The organism is Apibacter raozihei (genome assembly GCF_004014855.1).
GTDB lineage: Bacteria > Bacteroidota > Bacteroidia > Flavobacteriales > Weeksellaceae > Apibacter > Apibacter raozihei.
This window is the reverse complement of record NZ_CP034930.1, coordinates 147,347-169,317: the sequence shown is the minus strand read 5'-3', so window position 1 is coordinate 169,317 and position 21,971 is coordinate 147,347. Positions and strand designations below refer to the sequence as shown.

The 21,971-nt window shown below is 33.4% G+C and carries 18 protein-coding genes; 8 read left to right on the top strand and 10 right to left on the bottom strand.

Annotated features, from left to right (window positions below):
• Positions 1–24 precede the first annotated feature (24 nt).
• Positions 25–1,089 (top strand): glycosyltransferase family 4 protein, encoded by a 1,065-nt coding sequence (locus EOV51_RS00810; RefSeq protein WP_128148873.1) that lies wholly within the window; start codon positions 25–27, stop codon positions 1,087–1,089.
• A gap of 28 nt (positions 1,090–1,117) precedes the next feature.
• On the opposite strand, the gene EOV51_RS00805 is transcribed toward EOV51_RS00810, so the two are convergent.
• Both EOV51_RS00805 and EOV51_RS00800 read right to left on the bottom strand, forming a co-directional pair.
• Positions 1,118–1,975, bottom strand: a complete 858-nt coding sequence (locus EOV51_RS00805; RefSeq protein WP_128148871.1) for an aldo/keto reductase — start codon at positions 1,973–1,975, stop codon at positions 1,118–1,120.
• A gap of 134 nt (positions 1,976–2,109) precedes the next feature.
• Entirely contained in the window at positions 2,110–2,499 is a 390-nt protein-coding gene (locus EOV51_RS00800; protein ID WP_128148869.1) for a hypothetical protein, read from the bottom strand.
• Between the two features lie 1,165 nt (positions 2,500–3,664).
• Here EOV51_RS00800 and EOV51_RS00795 point away from each other — a divergent pair.
• From EOV51_RS00795 to EOV51_RS00780, 4 genes are all read left to right on the top strand, one after another.
• Complete coding sequence (locus tag EOV51_RS00795) at positions 3,665–4,540, top strand: HEPN domain-containing protein (protein WP_128148867.1); 876 nt, start codon at positions 3,665–3,667, stop codon at positions 4,538–4,540.
• Positions 4,541–4,556: 16 nt separating this feature from the next.
• Complete coding sequence (locus EOV51_RS00790; protein WP_128148865.1) at positions 4,557–5,021, top strand: HEPN family nuclease; 465 nt, start codon at positions 4,557–4,559, stop codon at positions 5,019–5,021.
• Between the two features lie 69 nt (positions 5,022–5,090).
• A complete protein-coding gene (locus EOV51_RS00785; protein WP_128148863.1) occupies positions 5,091–5,447 on the top strand; it encodes a type II toxin-antitoxin system TacA family antitoxin in 357 nt (118 codons plus the stop codon).
• On the top strand, positions 5,428–5,946 hold the full coding sequence (locus EOV51_RS00780; RefSeq protein ID WP_128148861.1) for a GNAT family N-acetyltransferase: 519 nt from the start codon (positions 5,428–5,430) through the stop codon (positions 5,944–5,946). Before EOV51_RS00785 ends, EOV51_RS00780 begins: the two co-directional genes overlap by 20 nt.
• 415 nt (positions 5,947–6,361) lie before the next feature.
• Here EOV51_RS00780 and EOV51_RS00775 read toward each other — a convergent pair whose 3' ends face one another.
• Positions 6,362–7,216 (bottom strand): hypothetical protein, encoded by an 855-nt coding sequence (locus tag EOV51_RS00775; protein ID WP_128148859.1) that lies wholly within the window; start codon positions 7,214–7,216, stop codon positions 6,362–6,364.
• 730 nt (positions 7,217–7,946) lie between these two features.
• Between EOV51_RS00775 and araJ the strand changes: the two genes are divergently transcribed.
• A complete protein-coding gene (gene araJ / locus EOV51_RS00770) occupies positions 7,947–9,095 on the top strand; it encodes an MFS transporter AraJ (protein WP_128148857.1) in 1,149 nt (382 codons plus the stop codon).
• A 61-nt stretch (positions 9,096–9,156) separates the two neighbouring features.
• Here araJ and EOV51_RS00765 read toward each other — a convergent pair whose 3' ends face one another.
• Both EOV51_RS00765 and EOV51_RS00760 read right to left on the bottom strand, forming a co-directional pair.
• Complete coding sequence (locus tag EOV51_RS00765) at positions 9,157–10,032, bottom strand: hypothetical protein (protein ID WP_128148855.1); 876 nt, start codon at positions 10,030–10,032, stop codon at positions 9,157–9,159.
• Positions 10,033–10,192: 160 nt separating this feature from the next.
• Complete coding sequence (locus EOV51_RS00760; protein ID WP_128148853.1) at positions 10,193–11,677, bottom strand: aminotransferase-like domain-containing protein; 1,485 nt, start codon at positions 11,675–11,677, stop codon at positions 10,193–10,195.
• Between the two features lie 80 nt (positions 11,678–11,757).
• On the opposite strand from EOV51_RS00760, the gene EOV51_RS00755 reads away from it, so the two are divergent.
• Together EOV51_RS00755 and EOV51_RS00750 are read left to right on the top strand one after the other, a co-directional pair.
• Entirely contained in the window at positions 11,758–13,581 is a 1,824-nt protein-coding gene (locus EOV51_RS00755) for a TonB-dependent receptor plug domain-containing protein (RefSeq protein ID WP_128148851.1), read from the top strand.
• 63 nt (positions 13,582–13,644) lie between these two features.
• Complete coding sequence (locus EOV51_RS00750) at positions 13,645–15,987, top strand: DUF5686 family protein (protein ID WP_128148849.1); 2,343 nt, start codon at positions 13,645–13,647, stop codon at positions 15,985–15,987.
• 88 nt (positions 15,988–16,075) lie between these two features.
• On the opposite strand, the gene EOV51_RS00745 is transcribed toward EOV51_RS00750, so the two are convergent.
• From EOV51_RS00745 to EOV51_RS00725, 5 genes are all read right to left on the bottom strand, one after another.
• Positions 16,076–16,363 carry a chaperone modulator CbpM gene (locus EOV51_RS00745; RefSeq protein ID WP_128148847.1) on the bottom strand — a complete coding sequence of 96 codons (288 nt, stop codon included), beginning with the start codon at positions 16,361–16,363 and terminating at the stop codon, positions 16,076–16,078.
• 10 nt (positions 16,364–16,373) lie between these two features.
• Positions 16,374–17,285, bottom strand: a complete 912-nt coding sequence (locus EOV51_RS00740; RefSeq protein ID WP_128148845.1) for a DnaJ C-terminal domain-containing protein — start codon at positions 17,283–17,285, stop codon at positions 16,374–16,376.
• Between the two features lie 180 nt (positions 17,286–17,465).
• Positions 17,466–18,188, bottom strand: coding sequence for a pirin family protein (locus EOV51_RS00735; protein ID WP_128148843.1), 723 nt, complete (start codon positions 18,186–18,188; stop codon positions 17,466–17,468).
• Between the two features lie 265 nt (positions 18,189–18,453).
• On the bottom strand, positions 18,454–20,109 hold the full coding sequence (locus EOV51_RS00730) for an amino acid permease (protein WP_128148842.1): 1,656 nt from the start codon (positions 20,107–20,109) through the stop codon (positions 18,454–18,456).
• 23 nt (positions 20,110–20,132) lie between these two features.
• A complete protein-coding gene (locus tag EOV51_RS00725) occupies positions 20,133–21,803 on the bottom strand; it encodes an APC family permease (RefSeq protein WP_128148840.1) in 1,671 nt (556 codons plus the stop codon).
• Positions 21,804–21,971: the final 168 nt, after the last annotated feature.

Here is a 21,971-nt window from a genome sequence, read left to right as displayed (position 1 = left end):
TATTGATTAAAAAATAAAAAGTACATGGGATTGCCGCAAATTTTTTTAGAAACGCACAATATTAGAAACAGGACATTTGGCTTTGGTGTCTTTACCTATGAGCTGGTTAAAGAGCTGGCTAAACAAAATAAAAATTTCGGACTTACGTTAAATTTGCCTAATGCTTCCTATTTAGATTTATTTGAAGGGCAGCATTTAAAATTCCATAAATATTATTCGTTTCAAAGACATGCTTTCACAAGAATAAGGAAAAAATTTGATTTGTGGCATTCTTTAAATCAGAATATACGGGTGGAACCGTATCATACGATGCCTTATTTACTTACCATCCATGATATTATTCCCGCAGTGGAAGGTAACAAAAAAAGAAGTAAGCAGTTTCGCGAGAAAATTAATCGTTCCCATGCCATAACTTATATTTCAGAATTTGTAAAAGAGCAGACTCATCAGTATTTTGACATTCCTGCAAATATAACAGAAAAAGTTATTTACAACGGGAATTCTATGGCTAATGTAAAAGAACTCGGAGATTTTACCCCTGAAATAGTTCCAGAAAAACCATTTTTACTGGCTATAGGAAATTTCCAGACCAGAAAAAATTATACAGCTTTGATAGAAATGATGAGGTTAACTACAGAGTATACGCTTATTCTGGCAGGAAACAATGAAAATTCTTACGGTCAGCAGATCAAAGATCTCATACAAAATTACCATTTAGAAAAACGGGTACTAGTAACCGGTAAAATTTCCGAGCAAAGTAAGCAGTATTATTTAAAAAATGCCCGAGCTTTATTGCTACCTTCAATTCAGGAAGGATTCGGACTTCCGGTGGTTGAAGCCATGCATTTCGGTAAACCGGTATTTCTTTCCCGTCTTACCTCTCTTCCCGAAGTAGGAGGAACAGATGCTTTTTACTGGGATAATTTTGATCCTGAAGAAATGAAAAATACAGTTGATGAAGGTCTGGCATGCTTTTATAAAAATGAAGACGTAAATGCCAGGAAAATGAAAGACAGAGCCGCTTTGTTCAGTTGGAAAAACGCGGCCAGGGACTATCTGGAAATATATGAATCAGTAGTGAAAAAATAAGCCCGGAAGTTACTTCCGGGCTTATCCTTTATTTTACACCTTTTTTTGCAAAATATTCCATGAAATGATCCGGATGTGCTCCCGTTCGGTCGTTAGTATCCAGAGCATCTATTTTTTTTACATCCTCATCAGATAACTGAAAGTCGAAAACGTCTGCATTGGAAACAATACGTTCATTCTTGGTACTTTTAGGAATAGTAATCACTCCTTTTTGCAAATCCCAGCGAATAATAATCTGGGCAATATTTTTACTATATTTTTCCGCCAGTTCCTTTAATAAAGGGTTGTCAAATAAACCTCCACGTTTTAACGGAGACCAGGCTTCGGCCTGAATTCCGTTTTGAGAACAAAAGTTTAGTAAATCCTGTTGAACCAGACTGGGATGAAACTCTACCTGATTAACCATTGGAGCCGTACCTCCCAGATCAATAATACTTTGCAGGTGGTGTTGCATGCAATTGCAAACCCCTATCGCACGTATTCTTCCGGCCTTATATAGTTCTTCCATAGCTTTCCATGCTTCCAGGTAATGTTCCGGATGTGGCCAGTGGATTAAATACAAATCCAGATACTCAAGTCCCAGTTTTTGCATGGAATCATCAAAAGCTTTTAGCGTATCTTCATATTTTTGCTGGGAAAACCAGACCTTGGTAGCTACAAAGATATCTTCCCTTGCTACCGAAGCGGTTTTTATGGCTTTACCCACTCCTTCTTCATTATAATAATAGGCTGCTGTGTCAATATGCCGGTAACCGGCATCCAAAGCATAATGAATGGCATTTACCACTTCCTGTCCGTCTTCAGCCTTATAAACCCCCAGTCCAAGGTAAGGCATCTTTACCCCGTTGGAAAGAAGGGCTGAGCCTGAAATATCTGTTATATTCATAGGATTTCCTTATTTGTTTCTATCAAAATTACAATAATTACCAATACCGTACCATACTCTTGCAGTATTTATCAAAAACCTGATTACCCGCATTGCAAACAATCAGGCATTGGGAAGTAAGTATACCTGTAAAATTACGTATACAGATAGAATCCTTGGCTATACGTACCTTTATGAATGCATATATAGCCATTAGGCAATATCCAATATTTCTTTTGGAAATCGTAGGCATAATGGGTATTAAAATAACTGGCATAATTAACCAATTCAGATGCATCCGGAAAAAGGAATAAGGCAGAACAGCGCTTTTTATTATTTATATGGCAACTGATAGTAAGATTTGCCTGTTTCAGTTCCACTTCCAATATCTTTTCTGTCTGGTGTTTATCAAGAAATTGAATAAGGCAAGCAGAGGAACCCGAAAAAATTCTTTTTAGCCTTTTTTGTTTACAATGCAACAATTTTAAAGCAAAGTTTATATATAAAGCTATTTTTATATGAGTGGTATATAATTGATTTTGCATAAATATCTGTATTTACACCTTCTGTTATCAGCAGAAAGCAGGTTACACGAATAAAAATAAAGGGAATGCGTTTCGCCTGTGTGCTTTGGCTTATATTTCTGTAGAAGTAACAGGAAATATAAAATTACAGATCAAAATCAAACAGAGTACAAAGATAGTAGTTTATCCGAATAGTTAAATTTTGTATCCTAAAAAAATGTTCAAACTTCACGAAAATTCTATTTTACTATCAAGTCAAAAAAAATAACCGTTCCGTTGAAAAAATAATTGTTTAAGCCGATAGGCGAGTTCTTATTTTTCTTAAACATTTATGATTCTTTGTATTAAGACAAAAGAATAGCTAAATAGAAGGACTTATTTTAAAGAACTAGGTCAAATTCCAAACTATAGACCAAAATCTAAAATAAGCAAAGTTTTTATTTTACTGTCAATTCAAAAAAATATTCGTTTCGTTGAAAAATAATTGTTTGAGCCGATAGGTGAGTTCTTATTTTTCTTGATTTTTTTTTCTTTTGTTTTAAGACAAAAGAATAGCTAAATAGAAGGACTTATTTTAGAAGTCTAAGACAAATTCAAAATTATAGACTAAACCATAAAAAAAGCAAAGTTTTTATTTTACCATCAAATTAAAAAAAGTATCCGTTTCGTTGAAAAATAATTGTTTGAGCCGATAGGCGAGTTCTTATTTTTTTGAATTTTTGTTTCTTTTGTTTCAAGACAAAAGAATAGATAAACAGAAGGACTTATTTTAGAAGTCTGAGACAAATTCAAAATTATAGATTAAACCATAAAATAAGCAAAGTTTTTTATTTTACCATCAAATTAAAAAAAGTATCCGTTTCTTTGAAAAATAACTGTTTGAGCTGACAGGCGAGTTTTTATTTTTCTTGATTTTTTTTCTTTTGTTTTAAGACAAAAGAATAGCTAAATAGAAGGACTTATTTTAGAAGTCTGAGACAAATTCAAAATTATAGATTAAAACATAAAAAAAAGCAAAGTTTTTATTTTACCATCAAATTAAAAAAAGTAACCGTTTCATTGAAAAATAATTGTTTGAGCCGATAGGCGAGTTCTTATTTTTCTTGAATTTTTGTTTCTTTTGTTTCAAGACAAAAGAATATGAAAATTTATCTTTATATCTTTGTATTCAGAAACCGCATATTCCATGAAAAAATCTATAGCCTATTTACCAAAACGCAAGCAGGAAGATCTTATTTTTCTGGTACGGGAAATCAATAAACGCCTGCCACAGGCAGAGTTGGTTATTCTGTACGGAAGCTATGCCACCGGTAAATATGTGGAATATGATGAGCGGGTAGAATTTGGCGTGCCTACCTCTTTTATGAGTGATTACGATATTTTGGTGGTAACCCAGGGAATTGCCAACCGCAAAGCCGAAACTGTTTTGGATAATATAGACGATTTGTATTATAAAGATCCCGAAACACAAACACCCGTACAATTTATAACGGAGGATATAAAAACCCTGAACCGACAGTTAGAAGAAGGACGGTATTTTTATACCCAGCTAAAGCAGGAAGGAATTATATTGTACGATAGCGGAAAACTAAAACTTACCCGACGCCGCAAACTCAATTTTAAAGAAATACAACAACAGGCGCAGGAATATTTTAATGAAAAATTTGATAGAGCAATTGAATTTTTAGAACAAACAAAATTCGCCTACGGAAGAAATAAATATGTTATGGCTTCTTTTCAACTTCATCAGGCAGCAGAAAATTTTTATTATGCTATTCGTTTGGTTTTTACCCTTCGGAGTAATAAACAACACAATTTATCCAAACTTTCCTCATCTGTTAAAAAGCATTCCGAAGAATTGGTAAAAGTTTTTCCCCGAAACACCGAAGAAGAAAAACGCTTGTTTAATCTGCTGAAAAATGCTTATGTAGAAGCTCGTTATAACCCTGATTTTCTTGTAACCCAACAGGATATTGATATATTGTTACCCAAAGTAGAACTTCTCCGCACCATCACCGAACGCATCTGCAAAGAAAAAATAAAAGAATATGGGGAGATGTGAGTAAATTAATTATGATATGAGTTATTATAAACAACAAGAATTTGATTTTATAACCAGAACAAGAAAAATACTGGAACAGTATAATTCACTTAATTTGGGTAACGAAAAATATGAAATTACTCTTTTTATGAATTGTTTGGTAGGACTTCTTATTATTCCTCAGCAACATTGGTACGACAAATTACCAACAAATTCTATTGAAAGAAAAGATTGGGGTATAGCTAAAGAAGATATTATTAAAATAGCTAAAGAAGATTACTCTGTAAAAAATGTAGCCCGACATTTAAGAAATTCAATATCTCATTATCATTTAAAAGCATGTGAATCTAAAGGAGAAATTAGTTCATTTATTTTTAAAGATTTTTTTAATAAAAAATTAACTCTTAATACAAAAGAAATTTCAATAGAAAAGTTGAAAAAATTTGTTTTTACTTTATGTGATTATATGCTTAATGAGATGGAAAACGAAAAGCAGATATAGTAAAAGTAAATATATCTTTTAATAAAAATATTTGTACGGATATTATTCGTACATTTGTAAAAAATTAGTATGTCAGTTTCAAAGAAAGAAAAACCTGTAAAAGGTAAAAAGTCAGTCCCTTTGCAAGGGAGAACGGGAAGATCTACTACTGATAGGGAAGAACAACAAACCCGTTTTGATGCCCGTTTACCTAAAAGACAGAAAGAACTTTTTGAAAAGGCTGCATTGTTGGGGGGATACAGGAGCTTAACCGATTTTGTTATCCTTACGGTAAAGGAAAAAGCAGAGAAAATTATAGAAGAAAATGAGAAAATAATAGCCTCACAGGCAGATAGTGATATTTTTTTTGATGCTCTGATGAAACAAACCTCTCCTAATAAGGCCTTATTAAACGCTGCCCGGGAATATGAGTCTCTCTCAGAATAAATTTAAAACGGAACTTTTAGCTTCTTATCATAATAAAAAAGAATTTTGTTGTGGAGAGGCTATGTTGGATAATTATTTGCATAAACAGGCAGGACAGGACGTAAAAAGAAAACTATCGGTTTGCTTTGTCCTTAATGATGAACAAATTAATTTAGTGAAAGGATATTATACTCTTTCTAATAATGGAATACCATTAAATTTAGTTCCTGATTTAGTTAGAAAAAAAATTCCATCCTCTTATGCTACTTTACCCACAACTTTGTTAGGACGGTTAGCAATAGATAAAAGGTATCAATCCGGAGGATTAGGTAAATTATTGCTTGTAGATGCTCTTAAAAGAAGCTGGCAACTGTCTCTGGAAATAGGTTCTTTTGCTGTTATTGTAGATCCTTTGCATGATAAAGCCAAAGATTTTTATTTAAAATACGGATTCATAGAATTACCGGACAGTAAAAAAATGTTTCTTCCGATGAATACGATTAAACAACTTTTTAGTTAAAATTGAAAAAGATTTTTTCTCTTTTTTTCACAACTTTAATAAATTAATAAGGAGTTTAATAATGTAAAGCATTGGTTTAAAAATAAAAGAGAATATATTTTCTAAATTATAATCTTTGAATATTCACACTAAAAATTATTTTTCCTTAAATAAGAATAGCTAACTTTTGCACAATCTCATCTAATTTTTCCAGAGTAAAATTCCAACCTTTAGTTATATTGTTGTAATAGATGGATTCAATAGAATAAAAAGATATTTACCCGTTTGTTATTTAATAAGACATCAGTTCGGGAATATATAGAGTAGGAGAGATGTATTATACCTGAAAAATCAAGAATTTAGAATAGGAATAAAAGTAAAAAACTTCGGAATTACTCCGAAGTTTTTTTATTGTATAAAAAAAATCGTGTTTAAACTATAAACTGATAACCGGATAAGCAACAATGGTGTTCTCACTCCATTGAGAAGAACCTACGTTTTTCCATGTAGTGTTAAAACCACCGCTGGAAGTACTCCAGTTCATGTTCAGGTAGTAAACTTTGTCAGCACCTGATTTGTTAGTAATTAAAGTTGTACCTACGGCAAGCCCGAATGTGTTGGTTGGCGGAACAACTCCGGAAACATAACGACCTGCAATTACATCTGTGCTATCCCAACGGCCGGCATCTTTTGAAGAGCTCCATGAAAGTCTGGCCCATACGGACTGAGCACTGGATGGTGCAGCAGCAGTATAAAGTAAAATACTGGATTGGATAATCCAAGATCCTGGAGGTAGTTTTATCCATGCACCTGTCCAAGAACCAACATCAAACCCTAAAAATGCACCGGCATAACCGTCTTTAGCTACACCATCCGGTGGAACAGTGGTCGAATCGCTTCCATCAGTTCCTAATACTCCGATAACAGTTGGAGATAAAGCTACGTTTTGTAACCATTTAGCATTGAGTGATCCATCCGTGCTAGCTAGCACATAAGTAACTCCGTCTTTAGGAGATTCTGCAATGTTAGCATTTACAGATATAGAACCGTTAACTTGTAAAATAGATGTGTTGGTTGCATCAGGTAATTGCCCGATAGCCATTTTTCCATCAGAACCAATAACTACGTCGTTGGCCAGTTCTGTGGCTGTAGGGGTAGCAGATTTATTATCTCCGGCTCCGTCTACATGTAAAATTCCTTTCGGATTATCGGTATTAATGCCCACTCCCTGGGCTAGGGTAAATCCTGTAAACATACAGGATAAAAAGAACATTGCTAATTTTTTATTCATAATTTCGCTTTAATTATTTATATTTATTGAACTAGTATATATAAAAATCTAATTAATTTAAATTTATTGTATAATTAATAGTCGTTAAGGAAATAATTTACTATTTTCTTTTATTTAAATGGAAGTTCTTTGTATTAATAGTTAGATTATAAAGAACAATTTTGAATCAGTATTCATAGTTTATTTGATATTTAGTTAGAGTAATTTAATGAGCTTTTTTGTCTTTTAAATTGAATTAGGCAAATAAAACTTAAATGGTGCGTTCCGCAGGAACACTTTGACTGTATGTGTTGTCAAAAAGAAGAACATAGTTATCTGTTTATTCATTATTTCATCGAAAATTAGTTACTATTAGTAAGGTAAAAAACATTAAACATTTAGGCAAATATAATAAATAATGAAAATATAATAATAAAATCTTTTAATTTTTGAATTTTATTTTTTTAAATAAAATTATAAATAAAAACAGTTATAGGTTAATTTTTTAATTTCCATTCAATATTTTGAGAATTGTTAGTTTAGTATTTACAATTAATAACTACCTGATAGTAAGAATATCTTATTTTATTTTTATAGAATATTTTACTGTTTAATCAATTAAATTGATTTTAAATAAAGAAAAATATTTTAGCGTATTTTATCTTATTTTTTTCTTTAAAAAATTCTTTATAATTAAAAATATAAGCTGGCTGCTGAGTAATTTTGCAATAGTAATTAAATAAGTAGTTTGATGAGAAAGTCAACCGTAGCATTAGCATTAGGAACCTTAGGTTTAGGAATGTCTGAATTTGGAATGATGGGTATACTTCCGGATATAGCTAAAGACTTATCCATAAGCATTCCACAGGCTGGTCATTTTATTTCGGCCTATGCTCTGGGAGTAGCCGTAGGAGCACCACTATTAGTACTTGCAGGCCGTAAACTTCCCTTAAAAAAAGTTTTGTTAGGGCTTATCCTTATTTATATGGTAGGTAATTTATGTTTTTCTTTCTTTTCTTCTTACAAGATAAACCTGTTTTTTCGTTTTATCTCCGGTCTTCCCCACGGGGCTTATTTCGGAGTAGGATCTATTGTTGCACAAAGGTTGGCAAAAGAAGGAAAAGGAACCTCTGCAGTGGCAGGAATGATTTCGGGTATGACAGTGGCTAATCTGGTAGGTGTGCCTTTAGGAACTTTTATCAGCCATAATTTTTCATGGTCGGTAACCTACTTGATTATAGGAGCACTGGGATTTTTTATATTTTACACAATCATAAAATATATTCCCGATTTAGAGCCCTTGCCCGATGTAGGCTTTAAAAAACAGTTTCATTTTTTAAAAAAGTTAAATCCCTGGATTATACTTTTTACTACTATCCTAGGTAACGGAGGCATATTCTGCTGGTACAGCTATATTAATCCAATTATGACGCAATCGGTAGGATTCTCATCAGAATCCATGACAGGTGTAATGATGTTTGCGGGTTTAGGTATGGTAGTGGGGAATCTGGTCAGTGGTAAACTATCGGATCAATACTCTCCTGAAAAAGTGGGGACAGTTACTCAGGGCTTGGCTATGTTAACACTGGTTTTATTTTTTCTTTTAGTACATTCACAAGCAGCTTCATTGGTATTAATGTTTGTAGGTACCGCTTGTTTATTTGCAGTATCTGCTCCACAACAAATTCTGTTGTTGCAGAACTCAAAAGGCGGTGAAATGCTGGGAGCAGCTCTGGTACAGGTTGCCTTTAATATAGGAAATGCCTTAGGCGCTTATTCAGGCGGAGTGTTTATTTATAAAAATTATCCGTATGAATACAGTGTCTTACCGGGTATAGTATTAACTAGTGTAGGGTTTATATTGTTTATAATTTACTTAAATAAAAATAAAACACGTTAATAAGTATGAAGATAAAATAAAATTTAAAAAGGTTATTATTCAATAATAACCTTTTTAAATTTTATCTTAACCGCTGTATAAGAATCAAGCTTCTGTAAGAATACCCCTCACCGGGAGTTGAGCTGCTATTTGTTACAAAGTTGCTTCCGGATGGAGCTAAAGTAAAGTCTACCGGTTGATCTCTCTCCGTTATATTAATATAGTCGATATAATAATAAGTGGAAGCTTGGGCGGAAGTGTTTGATAAGTTTACCAGAGAATATTCGTTATTGTTAACGATACATTTTAAAAACATCGCATTAGAAGGAATTCCCGTTGTAAAATTACCAGTCAGTCGTACTTGTATTTTATAAACTCCCGGATGAAGAATAATTCTATCAGTTACTCTGGAGGGAGAACCTGTGCCAGCTGCAAGCGTGTCATTGGTAACAAAATAAGCATCTGTAATCGTATTAATAAAATTAGGTGCTCCGTTAGGCGCATTTCTCATTTGAACAAAAGTACTGTGGTCACTAAATCGTAATGCAGATTGAATATTCATAGGGTAAGTCGATTTATTAATACCAATTCGTATAATTTGTCCCTCAACAGATACCGTATTATTTTTATATACATCCCCGTTTTCATCAATTACCAATCCGGAAGCACTTGAGTTTACTGGTAAAACCGATAAATTTTCTAATCGTATAGATTCGGAACGTGTGTTAACATGTAGCTTTTTTTTAGGCTGAATTGTACCAATACCCATATTACCTAAAGAATCTATAAGTATGTCATTCTGTTGTTGGACATCAGTAGGTAAGCCCGATAAATTATTATCTTTTGATGCGTCAACATGAAATACTCCCACGGGTGCAGGGGTATTTACACCCATTTGTGAAAAACAAAAGGTGGTAGCGAAAAATAAAATAATTACAATATTGAATGTTGATTTCATAAAATATAATTTTTAATTATACAAAAATATCAAAAAAATATATTTTATAATATTATGAAATAAATTATATATTTATTTTTAAATAAATATATATATAGATTTATAATTTTAATTATTAAATATAAATAATTATACTTCTAACGGTGCATTAAGTATTAAACTAAGATTTTCTAAGAATTTGGAATATTTTATGAATAATAAATTCCAACTCCTGGGGTGTGAAACTTCCAAATCCTATTCTCATAGCCGAAATTTTTAGATTTTGGTATAGCAGGTGCTTGGGAATATGAAGGTCAAGTTTTAGGCAGTCTTCCCGCAATTTCATCAGATTTATTGATGCATCCCAGCGGGTCCATATGGCTAATCCGCCGGTAGGTAACGTATAGTTAACCCATTCATTTAAATATTTGTCTATAAGCTGAGCCAGAACATCTCTTCTTTCTTTATAAATAAGAGATGTTTTTTTTATATGACGTAAGATATCGCCCTCCTGAATAAGATTGCCCAAAGCATAATCCATAAATGTATCCCCTTGTCTATCCAGTATGGATATAAATTTTTGCATTTCCACTATCAGATTTTCAGGAGCTACAATAAAACCGGTACGAAAACCAGGAGCAAGCGATCTTCCAAATGAACCTATATATACAACCATCCCCTCCGTATCGGCACTGGCAAGAGGGAGTACCTGATTGTTTCCGAACTGAAAGTCGTATTCATAGTCATCTTCAAGAATAATAAAACCATAAATCTGAGAAAGCCGTAATAACTCTATTCTTCGCTGTGCACTAAGCGTTGCCGTTGTAGGATAATGGTGGTGAGGGGTTAGATATAACATACGTATTTTATTATTCTCACACAGTTTTTGTACAGCATCCACATCAATACCTTCCGAATCAACGGGTACAGTAAGTAATTGGGCTCCTGAATTCTGGAAAATCATATTAGGGGTAAAATAACTCAGTTCCCCGACAATTACTTTATCTCCTCTGGAAATTAATATCTCAGAAGTGATATATATACCCATTTCAATACTTCTTGTGATAAGCAGGTTTTTCGTTGATATATGAAGTCCGCGGGTTAAATTCAGAAAATTTGAAAGGTTTTCCTTAAAATATATTCTACCGTTCTGAGGGTTTTCGTCGTTTTTATTCTGATGGGTTTTCCTTTTCAGGCTGGATGTATAAGATTGAGTTAGCTGGTGAATAGAAAGAAGACGAATGTCAGGAATACCATCATTTAAAATGAGAGTATGATTCGAATTTTCAAAAGGTGTATCCAGTAACTGTGATTTTTCAAAATCATAACCAGTTTTAGAAGGATAAGCAATAGTGAAATTTTTCGTAGAGGAAGGTATTTTTTCTGCTTTATTTATAGTTTGTTGCAATATAAAAGCCCCTTTATTCGGAACAATTTCAATCCAGCCTAAAGCTTCCAGTTCTTCATATACAACCACAAGTGTGTTCCGGTTTACACCTAGAACCGAAGCTAAGGTACGCGTTCCCGGAAGGGGAGTTCCTTTAACCAGAAAACCTCTTTGTATGGCATTAATAATCTGGGTGACTAACTGTAGGTATATAGGAGTGGCAGAAGAACGCTCTAATACAATAAAGCTGGTAAAAGGAATGGAAACCGGACTAGCCATAAGTGTAAAACTGGTATAGATTGATCATCCGGCAAGGTACTACTTTTGTCTCATATAATAAAAAACAAAAAACTGACAAAATGAAAAAAATATGGATAAAGGGAGGATGCATACTTTTTTTTTCAATGACAGCCAATCTTCAAGCTCAGCAGGAAAATGATTTGGAACATGTGGTTATTGAAGGTAAAGCCCTTTCATTACCTTTTAAACAAACTTCGCAGAATGTACAGATCATCACTCGTAAACAGATAGAAAAAATACCGGCAACCAGTATTGCCGAATTGTTGTCATACTATTCAGGAATAGACATACGTAGAAGAGGAGTGAACGGTACCCAGGCGGATATAAGTATTCGGGGCAGTTCATTTGAGCAGGTATTAATTATGGTAAATGGAATTCGAATGAACGACAGCCGTACCGGGCACAATGCACTAAGCATTCCTTTTGATTTGTCAGCAGTGGAAAGAATTGAAGTAATCAAGGGGCCGGCAGCCCGACGTTTCGGACAAAATGCCTATGCAGGAGCTGTAAACATTATAACCAGACCCTCAGGTAAGGATGAGGTAAAAGTATCTTTTTCGGGAGGTGAATACGGAACTTATGCATTAGATGCGGGACTTAATCTGTCAGGAAAAAAGTTTTCACAATTTTTGCAGGCAGGAACTTCTCAATCGGACGGTTACAGATACAATACCGATTATTTAACTAAAAATGTGTGGTATCAGAACCAATATCTTTTATCTGACGGTGATATCCATTTTCAGGCCGGAATTATAGAAAAAAAATTCGGAGCCAACGGTTTTTATTCAACACCTGCAGCTAAAGAACAATACGAAAAAGATCAGGTATCTTTGATTAGTATCGGATGGAACCAGAAACTTAACCAATTTAAAATTAATGCGAATGCTTATTGGAGAAGAGCCCAGGGAGAATACTTATTTATTCGCAATAATCCTTCCGCATATCGTAATCTTCATATAGGGAATCATATAGGTGTTGAAGCAGGAATATCCTATACTTCAAAATTAGGAATTACCGGTTTTGGCGGAGATTTTCATAAGGAATATATGAATTCTAATAATTTAGGAGATAGGCAAAGAGAAATAAGTTTTATATATGCCGACCAGCTATTCAGTATATTCAACGGAAAGCTGGATATAACTCCTGGAGTTAGCTTTGCTCATTATTCAGATATGGGTAGTTTTTGGTATCCGGGCATTGATATCGGATATAAATTAAACGCAGAAAATAAATTATTTGCCAATATAGGGAAAACGTATCGGATTCCTTCTTATACAGATTTATACTATTCAGACCCTTCTAATAATGGAAATCCTGATTTAAAACCAGAAAATGCGTGGTCTTATGAATTGGGGTACCGATGGTCTCATAAATCTCTTAAAGCAACAGTAAGTTTTTTCCGCAGAGAATCCACAGACCTGATAGACTGGTTTAAAGAAACGGAACAAGATAAATGGACACCGGTTAATATTGCTAAAGTTAATACGAATGGTGCAGAACTTAGTCTTTCTCAACATTTTCCTTCTTCTTTTATAGTATCTTATCATATAGGTTACACTTATCTAGATAATGAGCTTAAAAATACAGTAAAAGGATTTTCTAAATATTCGCTTGATAATCTTAGACATCAGTTAGTTGCAAGGGTTGAACACCAAATTGTTAAAAATAAATTAACCCATGAGATTAGTTATCGTTACAACGACAGAGTAGCACTGGATGATTATCATCTACTTGACGACAAAATCTCATTTCAATCTAAAAAAATAAAAGCTTTTTTACAGGTTAATAACATTTTAAATACACGCTATACGGAAACCAATCTAGTTCCTATGCCCGGAAGATGGGTTCAGGCAGGTATTACTTTCACCAACGTATTCAAGTAAATAAATGGTAACTTATACTATTAAAGAGAAATATGCGTTTAGTATGAAGATGAACCCTATGGTATGAAACCTATTTTTCTAATTCTAATTTTTAACTTTTTTCTTTTAGCATTTCCTCAATCAACGATACAAATCAAAGATTTTGATACGGGACAGCCTGTACAGAAGGCCAGGGTGTATAAACATGCAAACAGAGCTTTGTTAGGAAGTACAGATTTGCAGGGCTTTCTCACGATTAATGATGAAAATATTGAAAAAGAAACTTTTTATATTGAAGCAGAAGGATATCTTTCGCGTTTTGACCATATATCCGAAGGTACCAAAACTATTTTTTTGGAATCTGGTGTACAAATAAAAAATAACAGGTTAAATGCGGAAAATTTAATAATAGGTATGATTCAAAAAGAAAAAATTAATCATCCTCATTCATTGCATAATTATAAATATTCATCCTATACTAAATTTGAGATTGATGCAGATAGTCTTTCTATGTCCTATATTGAAAATCCGGAAAAAAGAAAAGACCGTATTAACAATAAAGTAAAAAAAGCACTTAAAAACAATATGTTTTTTTTAGCGGAACGTTCCATGGATCATCTTTTTGATGAAAAGTTGGGTGAAAAAAATATTATAACAGCCAATAAAATATCCGGAATTCAAAAGCCGGTGTATGAAATACTAGCTAAAGAATTAAGGAGGAACGAACTCCCTGAATTTTTAGAAATTAAAAATTTAAAATTTTATAGATTTCGATTATTAGACAGTCTTACCCTGCATGATAAAAAAACCTATAAAATATCTTTTTATCTCACTCGTCAGTATAATAAAAATACATCATCCAGCGGTACTCTTTATATTGATGCAGAAAGTTTAGCTCTAGTGAGATACATTGGATCCATAAAAAATCAATGGTTATATGAATATAATGTTGAAAGAGAGTCACGGACAGGCGTTTGGATGACCTCCAGAGAGTTTATAAGAATTATATTTCCACTGACTCGTATTCTAAACAAGAATACTACAGGGACTCAGTCATGGGCTACAATTTCAACTCTATATTCAGGTTTTACTTATCCGGTAACTTTTTCAAAGGAAGAATTTTTTGGATATGAATATGAAGTAAGCAAAGATTTCTGGAATAATGAAGCACGGCTAGAGAAGGTGCGACAGCCTGCACTTACCCTTAGAGAAAGTCAAACCTATTCGGCAATTGATAGTGTTGCACATAATTATCATTTAATAAAAAAAATGCAGTTTCTTTCACCTTTATTACTAGGAGAGGTTCGTATGAACAAAGTAAATATGGATTTATTCAACAGTATAAGATTTAACGATTTCGAAGGTTTAAGATTTCAGCTAGGAGGAAGAACCAATTATGATTTTAGCAAAGATATTTCGTTAAAGGGATATACTGCATGGGCGGCAAAAGATCAACAATTAAAATATGGTGCGGGAATTGATTTTTTTGTGAATAAGATTAATAACGGGAAATTTAGTTTGCTAGGAGAGTCAGATGTTAATGCAGCAGGAAAAAACCAGTTCAGAGAATATGGAGCTATCGAGAATGTTAGAGATCAGACCAATAATTTGTCTAATAATATATATTATCGCTATAAAAAAGGAGAATTGCAGTATCAACAGGATTTTTTTGATTACTTTACAGCTTCGCTTGTTACGGATTATCAGACTCAGAAATCATTATTTGATTATTCATATAAAGACAACCTTGTATCCAAAGAGTACCATCAGTTTGCTTCCTCACTGAGAATTAAATTTACACCTTTTGTAAAATATATGAAAACTCCGATAAATAAAATAGCAATCGAAGATGAAATGCCTTATTTTTTCTTCAATTATACGCGGAGTTGGAAAGCATTTTCTTCTGATTTTGAATACGATAAATTCGATTTTACTACATTTTTTAATTTAAAAAATCGCTGGGGTAATACAAAAATTACCGCAAATGCCGGATTTATTTCTGGTAGAACTTCATTATTTAATTTATATGAAGGCTTTGGGGTAGTAAAAAACGGAGATAATATTCTTAAAAGATTTGAACTGAAAGGATATAATACTTTTGAAACAATTCATCCTGGAAGTTTTTTTGCGAGTAAATATGTTGCATTTTTTATTACCCATACATTTAAAGATTTGAGAGTCTGGGGAAATAAGTATTTATATCTGACTTTAGTGTATAATGGAATGATAGGGAATATGGAACATAAAGAGCTACACACGCTTCATTCTTATACTGTGCCGGACAAATATTATCAGGAGGTAGGAATTGAATTTAATAAACTAATCAGTATTTTTGGTTTAGGTGCCTACTATCGCTTAGGATCTTACCATTCGGGTAACTTTGAAGATAATTTGTATATTAAATTGACCTATACCTTATTTAAGTAAAAAATTATTTTGATACATAAATCCCGGTCATAAAAAACATTTAATGTTTTTATGACCGGGAAAATTATATTTAATAATCAGAGAATATTTATTCGTAATACCGTAATCTGTTTCTCAATTCATTCATTTCCTGGTGTAAGTTTCTGATTTTATAGAGCAAATGATGTATAGCATCTATTCCCTGCATGTTTATTTCTAAATCATAAAACATCCGGCTGTAAGATTCCAGCTCAGAAAGTGCCTCAAAAGGAATATATTTAGTTTTTTCTTTAACATGGATTTGTATCAATCCCAGTCCTTCGAGCTCCTCAATAAAAGAAGGGTCTACCTTATAATGGATACAGTATTCCTGTAATGTTATAAATTCGTTTTCCATACTTAAATTTTTATGATTCTGCCAATTGTTTAAATAGATCCTTTTGTTTATCGCTTAATTGAGTTGGAATTTTAACTTTATATGTTACAAATAAATCTCCATGCTGTCCTTCTTTTTTGTAAACAGGAAAACCTTTACCTTTTAATCGCACGCGTGTATCATTTTGAGTGCCGGGTGCAACTTTAAGCTTTACCTTTCCGTCAAGAGTGGAAACTGTTGTTTCACCTCCTAAAACAGCAGTGTACAAATCAATTTCTGCTACCGTGGTAAGATCATTATTTAATCTTTTAAAATCAGGATCATCAGAAATAACAAATGTAATATACAAATCGCCTTTAGGTCCTCCATTCATTCCTTCTCCACCCTGCCCGTTAAGCTTTATTTGTTGCCCGTTGTTCACGCCGGCAGGAATGGTAATTCTTATTTGCTTGCCATTTACATTAAGTGTTTGTTTATGAGTGTTAGCGGCCTCCTTTAAAGATAAATGTAACTCGGTCGTATAATCCTGTCCTTTAAATTGAGAGCTTCTACCTCCTCGGCTTCTACCACCTCTGTTTCCAAACATTTCACTAAAAAAATCTGAAAAATCTTCAGTTCCAAACCCTTGAGAATACCCCTCAAAAGGATTTCCTGTATTGTCGTAATAATATTGCCCTCCGGAACCTTGTTGTTGGCGAGCCTGTTCAAATTGATCCGCATGCTTCCAGTTCTCACCGTATTGGTCATATTTTTTTCTTTTCTCAGCATCACTTAAAACTTCATTAGCTTCATTAATCTGCTGAAATTTCATATGTGCTTCTTTATCATCAGGATTCAGATCCGGATGATATTTTCGGGCAAGCTTTCTGTATGCTTTTTTAATATCATCCTGAGTAGCATTTTTATCCAAACCTAATACTTTATAGTAATCTATAAATGCCATATATGTCTTGTAGTTTTTGTATTAATCTAAAATATTTTAATTTTATATTTTATTATAGTTACAAATTCTAAACCAAAGTATCCATTGTCATATATACTTTTGGTTAGAATAAAATATTAAAAACCGGAAGATAATAATATCTTCCGGTTTTTAGAAATAAGAAACAATATATTAAATGTGTTAAGGATTCATGGGTACTTCAATAAGTAAGAGTCTGGAATTATCCGTTATAGATTTTATTGTTACAGAATTCGTTTCCCAAATGGCTAAGCCGTCACGCCGGGTTAATTTTTTACCTTCAATCAAAAATTCACCTTCTATAACCATTGCATACAAGCCATTGTTTGAAAGATGCATTTTGTAATCTATACTCTGAGTATTGTCAAAAATTCCTGTGCTCATCCAGGCATTTTGGTAAATGCCTAATTCATTTTCGGTACATTGTGAAACAGGAGATACAATAGAGATAAGTCTATTTTTATGATCAAAAAAATTAAAAGTTTTCTGTTCGTATCTGGGAGTAACATTCTGCTGAGCAGGTAAAATCCATATCTGAAAGAAATTGACAGGTTTTTGCGGATTAGGATTGTACTCGCTGTGTTGTACTCCTGAGCCGGCACTCATGACCTGTACATCTCCGGATTTTATTGTTTGAGAATTACCTATATCATCTTTATGTTCCAAATCACCATAAAGAGGAATTGAAATAATTTCCATATTTTTATGAGGGTGTAAACCAAAACCTTTGCCTTCTTTGACAATATCATCGTTTATCACTCGCAAAGCTCCGAACTGAATTCGTTCCGGATCAAAATAGTTTGCAAAGCTAAAAGTATGATAGGAATCTAACCAGCCGTGATTTGCATGTCCTCTACTGCTGGCGACATACAAAGTTGTTTTCATGATAAATCTCTTTTTTATATAATGCAAAGGTAAAACGACTAAGTGCTAAATCCCTTGATCTAAGATAAGTGTAAAAAACAATTTAATTTAATGTTTATAAGGCGCTGTCATTTAGTCAGACAAAGGATAGATTTAAGACAACTTGTCGTATATTTTAATAGTATCAATGATTTAAGTCGATAAAATTTACTTCTGAATTTTATTAACACTTTCATTACCTGTATAAAATATATATTTGAAATATAAATGATAAATATTAAACAAATTATTTTTTGTTCAACTTACTGTTTTTATAGCTATATAAAAAATATATGGCAAGTCCTATGAGTAACCAGAGTATAAACATCAACCAGTTGGACCATCCTAATTCTGTCATTAGGTAAAAATTGAATAATATGCCTAAAACGGGAAGTAGAGAAAACTTATATTTAAGAGTAGCTATAGATAAAGCAGCCCAGACAATCCAAAAAATAACCAGTAATGGTTTTTCTTTAATTAAGCCCTCGTAATCAGTCTGTGTAAAAAGGAAACATAGACTTAAGATAAATCCGATACCGGTAATAAACTGGCTGTTGATATAAGGAATTTTGAATTTTGCTTTTTGAGTTTCTCCTTTGTGTTCGAGATACAAAGTTCCGGAGCATACAAGAATGAAGGCGAAAAAAGTACCCACACTGGTTAGATCCACTACAAACTGCATATCCAGGAACATGGCAGGTATACCCACAATAACTCCGGTAAGCAAAGTTGAAAAACCAGGAGTCCTGTATTTTTTATTTATTTCCCCAAATTTTTTTCCTAGTAGTCCGTCGCGGCTCATAGACATCCATATTCTTGGCTGGCCGATCTGATAGACTAGTAAGGTGCTGGTTATTGAAATAACTGCACTCACTGAAATTATGCCGGCTATGAAATTCATGTCGACTTTACCAAAGACATAAGCCAGCGGATCATCTACTTTAAGTTCTTTGTAATTTACCATTCCAGTAAGGATTAATGAGAGCACCACATATAATACTGTACAGATAATCAAACAGTAAATCATAGCTTTGGGTAAATCTTTTTGCGGATTTTTTGCTTCTTCTGCGGTAGTTGAAATAGAATCAAACCCTATAAAAGCAAAAAATACGGCTGCTACACCTCCCATTACTCCACCAAAACCATTGGGAAGAAAAGGAGACCAATTTTCAGGTTTTACAAAAAAAGAACCGGCAATAATTACTAAAAGTATGACTCCCAATTTAAGGTAAACTAATAGGTTGCTTAGATTTTTAGATTCTTTGATACCTATGTAGACAACAAAAGTTATAAATAAAGTGACTAATCCGGCTGGTAAATCAAATAAAATTTTTATGCCTCCCATTTCTGGAGCTGAAGCGTAAGTCTTGGCTGCTTTAAGAACAGAGTCTGGAATATGATCTCCAACATGAGCATCTCGAACTTGTATAAAAGCAGCTTTAGCAGAGCCATAATCAATTTCCAGCCATCCGGGCCAATGGACACCGAAACCAGCCAGCATAGTAGTAAAATACTCTGACCAGGATATGGCTACTACCATATTGGAAACAGCGTATTCCAAAAGTAAGGCCCAGCCTATTACCCATGCGAATATTTCTCCTAAAGAAGCATACGTATAGGTATAAGCACTACCACTTATAGGGATCATGGATGCAAATTGAGCATAGCATAGTGCAGTAAAGATACAGGCAGTGGCTACCAAAATAAAAAGTAGTGAAACCGCAGGACCTCCTTCGTAGGAAGCCCTACCAATGGTGCTGAATATACCTGCTCCTACAATAGCTGCAACACCTAAGAAAGTAAGATCCTTTACTCCCAGTACTTTATGGAGTTGTGATTTATCATTACTTTCAGCATCAAGGCTTGAAATAGATTTTCTTCTAAATAATGAATTTAAATTCATACTTTGGATAGTTCTTATTTATCTTATAAAGATTCTTGTTTTTTTCTTAACAACTGATCTAGTTTACTGTTGCGTTTTCCGTATAAGAAATAAATGGCAAGTCCTATGATTAACCAGATAAGGAACATGCCCCAGTTAGACCAGCCAAGCTCAGTCATCAAATATAAATTAAACAAGATTCCAAGTACCGGCAATAATGAAAATTTATATTTTAGCGATGATAAAGATAAGCCTAGCCAAACCAGCCAGAAAATTGAAAGCAGAGGTTTATCTGATAAGATGCTTTTGTAATCAGTATGGTTAATAAATAAATATAAACCCAATAGGAACAATATTCCAATTAAATATTGCCCGTTAAAATAAGGGAGTTTAAATTTAGCTTGTTTGGAATATCCTTTATAATCAAGAAAAAGAACTCCGGAACACACAAGGATAAAAGCAAAAAAAGTCCCGACGCTGGTTAAATCTACAACGATTTGCATATCTATAAACATGGCAGGTATACCAACAAAAAATCCGGCAACTACAGTAGCAAAAGCAGGGGTATGATATTTTTTGTGAATCCTGCCAAAAGGTTTCCAAAGAAGTCCGTCACGGCTCATGGTCATCCAGATTCTGGGTTGTCCCACCTGATATACCAATATTGCTCCTGTCATGGCAATTACGGCACTTACTGAAATTACACCTGCAATGAAATTCATTCCGATTTTATCAAAAACATAAGCCAGCGGGTCATCGACTTTAAGTTCGCTGAAATTGACCATACCAGTTAAAATTAAAGCTATGGAGGCATATAATACCGTACAGATTATAATGCAGTATATCATTGCGCGTGGAAGATCTCGTTGTGGATTTTTACACTCTTCTGCCGTAGTGGAAATGGAATCAAAGCCTATAAAAGAAAAGAAAACAGCTGCAACTCCTCCCATAACGCCTTCAAACCCATTAGGTAAAAAAGGTGTCCAGTTTTCAGGTTTTACATAAAAAGCTCCAATGGCAATAATCCCGACAATAACAACCAGCTTAATCCATACCAGAGCATTGCTTACCCTTGTAGATTCTTTAATTCCTATATAAGCCAGAGCAGTAACAGCTAAAGTTATTAAACCGGCAGGGAGATTGAATAATATTTTAATTCCTGCTATTTCAGGTGCTGATTCAAAAATTTTCGCCAGTTTTAATGTTGTTGCTGAAGCAGAGAGTTGCTGAGTCTGAACTTCAAGGTAAGCTTTGTGAGCATTCCAATAGTCTATAGCCAGCCATTCCGGCCAATTGATGCCAAATCCTTTAAGCATTGAAACAAAATATCCTGACCATGAAATGGATATTACCATATTGGAGACGGCATATTCCAGAATTAAAGCCCATCCAATAGTCCATGCAAATATTTCGCCTAAAGAAACATAAGCATAGGTATACGCACTTCCACTAACGGGTATCATAGAAGCAAACTGAGCATAGCATAAAGCTGTAAATATGCAGGCTATAGCAACAAAGACAAATAAAAGAGAAACAGCGGGACCTCCCTCATAGGAAGCTCGACCTATGGTGCTAAAAATTCCTGCACCAATAATAGCAGCGATGCCGAAAAAAGTTAAATCTTTGATGCTTAATACTTTATTAAGCTGCGATGAATTATTTACTTCTTGTAAATCAGCAATGTTTTTTTTTTGAAAAAGCGAGTTAATATTCATTCGTATTTTTTATGTGTTGTAGTAGAAATATTACGATGGGTACAAAAATAAAAATAAAATTAACTTTTATTGCATTAATTACTTATTTTCTATTATGGTTCAGATTAAAACTAAATTTTTTTTATTTCAACTCAAGATAAATTATTTAACAACTATTTAGAATTGATC

Excerpts from the sequence above, each read along its gene's own strand:
- EOV51_RS00755 (WP_128148851.1), top strand. The coding sequence starts at position 11,758 with ATGAAAAAAATATGGATAAAGGGAGGATGCATACTTTTTTTTTCAATG.
- EOV51_RS00765 (WP_128148855.1), bottom strand. The coding sequence starts at position 10,032 with ATGAAATCAACATTCAATATTGTAATTATTTTATTTTTCGCTACCACC.
- EOV51_RS00790 (WP_128148865.1), top strand. The coding sequence starts at position 4,557 with ATGAGTTATTATAAACAACAAGAATTTGATTTTATAACCAGAACAAGA.
- EOV51_RS00800 (WP_128148869.1), bottom strand. The coding sequence starts at position 2,499 with ATGCAAAATCAATTATATACCACTCATATAAAAATAGCTTTATATATA.
- EOV51_RS00725 (WP_128148840.1), bottom strand. The coding sequence starts at position 21,803 with ATGAATATTAACTCGCTTTTTCAAAAAAAAAACATTGCTGATTTACAA.
- EOV51_RS00750 (WP_128148849.1), top strand. The coding sequence starts at position 13,645 with ATGAAACCTATTTTTCTAATTCTAATTTTTAACTTTTTTCTTTTAGCA.
- EOV51_RS00810 (WP_128148873.1), top strand. The coding sequence starts at position 25 with ATGGGATTGCCGCAAATTTTTTTAGAAACGCACAATATTAGAAACAGG.
- EOV51_RS00745 (WP_128148847.1), bottom strand. The coding sequence starts at position 16,363 with ATGGAAAACGAATTTATAACATTACAGGAATACTGTATCCATTATAAG.
- EOV51_RS00730 (WP_128148842.1), bottom strand. The coding sequence starts at position 20,109 with ATGAATTTAAATTCATTATTTAGAAGAAAATCTATTTCAAGCCTTGAT.
- EOV51_RS00735 (WP_128148843.1), bottom strand. The coding sequence starts at position 18,188 with ATGAAAACAACTTTGTATGTCGCCAGCAGTAGAGGACATGCAAATCAC.
- EOV51_RS00780 (WP_128148861.1), top strand. The coding sequence starts at position 5,428 with ATGAGTCTCTCTCAGAATAAATTTAAAACGGAACTTTTAGCTTCTTAT.
- EOV51_RS00805 (WP_128148871.1), bottom strand. The coding sequence starts at position 1,975 with ATGAATATAACAGATATTTCAGGCTCAGCCCTTCTTTCCAACGGGGTA.
- EOV51_RS00785 (WP_128148863.1), top strand. The coding sequence starts at position 5,091 with ATGTCAGTTTCAAAGAAAGAAAAACCTGTAAAAGGTAAAAAGTCAGTC.
- EOV51_RS00795 (WP_128148867.1), top strand. The coding sequence starts at position 3,665 with ATGAAAAAATCTATAGCCTATTTACCAAAACGCAAGCAGGAAGATCTT.
- EOV51_RS00775 (WP_128148859.1), bottom strand. The coding sequence starts at position 7,216 with ATGAATAAAAAATTAGCAATGTTCTTTTTATCCTGTATGTTTACAGGA.
- EOV51_RS00740 (WP_128148845.1), bottom strand. The coding sequence starts at position 17,285 with ATGGCATTTATAGATTACTATAAAGTATTAGGTTTGGATAAAAATGCT.
- araJ (WP_128148857.1), top strand. The coding sequence starts at position 7,947 with ATGAGAAAGTCAACCGTAGCATTAGCATTAGGAACCTTAGGTTTAGGA.
- EOV51_RS00760 (WP_128148853.1), bottom strand. The coding sequence starts at position 11,677 with ATGGCTAGTCCGGTTTCCATTCCTTTTACCAGCTTTATTGTATTAGAG.